Annotated in this window: 2 pseudogenes; both read right to left on the bottom strand. The window is 38.7% G+C overall.

Annotated elements, in window-relative coordinates:
• Positions 1–16: 16 nt before the first annotated feature.
• Positions 17–124, bottom strand: a pseudogene (locus tag HT709_RS05415) (IS5/IS1182 family transposase); the annotation flags it as partial.
• 102 nt (positions 125–226) lie between these two features.
• Positions 227–924, bottom strand: a pseudogene (locus HT709_RS05410) (IS5 family transposase); the annotation flags it as partial.
• Positions 925–962 lie beyond the last annotated feature (38 nt).

Raw genomic sequence — 962 nt, 5'->3', positions numbered from 1 at the left:
TAGACTTCCTGCAAAACTAGAATCCTAGTTCATGATTGATAATGCCAGCAATCAAATTCATTCGTAATCCGAAGCGTTTACGATGATTTCGATAGGTTGTTGAAGATATTTTAAACGTTTTTATAGTGAAATGAAATAAGAACAGGACAAATCGATCAAGACAGTCAAATCGATTTCTAACAATGTTTTAGAAGTAGAGGTGTACTATTCTAGTTTCAATCTACTATACTTTGTCAAAAATATTCTCAACCTTGATTCTCTCCTTAGATAGCGCATGGTTACAGGCTTTCTCTTCAGCTGTTAGCGGCTTGAGTTTGCTGGATTTCCTCGGAGTTTGCGCTTGAGGATATAGCTTCATGAGCCCTTGATAAGCACTGTCAGACAAGATTTTACCAGCTTGTCCGATATTTCTGCGACTCATTTTGAACAACTTCATATCATGACAATAGTTCACAGTGATCTCCAAAGAAACAATTCTCCCTTGGCTTGTGACAATCGCCTGAGCCTTCATAGCGTGGCATTTCTTTTTACCAGAATCATTCGCTAATTGTTTTTTAGGACGATTGATTTTTACTTCCGTCGCATCAATCATTACCGTGTCCTCAGAACTGAGAGGAGTTCTTGAAATCGCAACACCACCTTTGAACAAGAGTTACTTCAACCCATTGGCTCCGACGGATTAAGTTGCTTTCGTGGATACCAAGATCAGCCGCAATTTCTTCATAAGTTCGATATTCTCGCACATATTGAAGTCGCCATAAGAAGGTATTCTAGGCTTAGTTTAGGTTTTCGTCCCCCTTTTGCGTGTTTACCTTGATAATCTCTTTTTAATACAGCTAACATCTCTTCAAAAGTCGTGCACTGAACACCAACCAGGAGCTTAAATCGTGCATCAGTTAGTTGTTCACTTGCTTCATAATCCATAGAACTATTATACCATATATTGTTTCGCAGGAAGTCTA

It is taken from the genome of Streptococcus sp. 1343, assembly GCF_013277355.1.
GTDB classification, from domain to species: domain Bacteria; phylum Bacillota; class Bacilli; order Lactobacillales; family Streptococcaceae; genus Streptococcus; species Streptococcus pseudopneumoniae.
Note: the sequence above shows the minus strand (reverse complement) of the source record. Positions and strands in the feature narration are given on the sequence as shown.